General features: G+C 47.9%; 1 protein-coding gene and 1 pseudogene. One reads left to right on the plus strand and one right to left on the minus strand.

Features of this window, described 5'->3' with window-relative positions; translation table 11 throughout:
- A pseudogene (locus tag ACTHUR_RS14560) lies at window positions 1–393 on the minus strand (histone deacetylase family protein); the annotation flags it as partial.
- A gap of 178 nt (window positions 394–571) precedes the next feature.
- On the opposite strand from ACTHUR_RS14560, the gene ACTHUR_RS14565 reads away from it, so the two are divergent.
- Window positions 572–680, plus strand: a 109-nt coding sequence (locus ACTHUR_RS14565) for a preprotein translocase subunit YajC (RefSeq protein WP_440399297.1), incomplete at its 3' end; no start/stop codon positions are given.

Here is a 680-nt window from a genome sequence, read left to right on the forward strand (position 1 = left end):
GTTCATCACCATATCGACTGCCTTGATGACGGCGCCGGCCGCAAAACGGGCGGCTTGGAGGGAGTCGTGGCAGATGACGGTATCGTCGTCGATACGGTGGATTTTACCGGGAAGCGGCTGTGCGGCCTCTAATTCGTGCAGATAGTTGCGCGAGTGGACCAATGCCAGTTGCGCATCTTTGATTTCGGGTGCTTCAGCGGTTTGCAGATGACGCCAAATGCCTTCCTTTTTTAAGGCGGCTTGAATGGCGCTGATGCGTTCGGGCTTGTCGGGGTGGTTGGTGCCCGGCTGGTGCTGCAAAAATATCGGATGGGAAATCCATACGGTGCGGGCATTTTTGCCAAGTAGTCGACGCAGCAGGGTACGCACGCGCCAAATGATTTTTTTAAGCATGGAAAGTATGTATCGAACGAGTCGCACGGACTGCTAAATATGGTTAATAAATACGGAAATGCTTGGAAATTTTTCAGACGGCCTTTAGAATAGCTCAATTTTACAGTCCGACCAACTGCGTTTTGGGCTGTATGCAGTTTTTTTACTTTATCTTAAAACTCAAAAGAACGGATATATTATGAATCAAGCTGTGGCTCAATTTGCCCCTTTACTGCTGATTATGGTGGTGTTTTACTTCCTGATTATGCGTCCTCAACAAAAGAAATTCAAAGCACATCAAGCTATGC

This window comes from Neisseria sp. P0021.S007, from assembly GCF_051956855.1.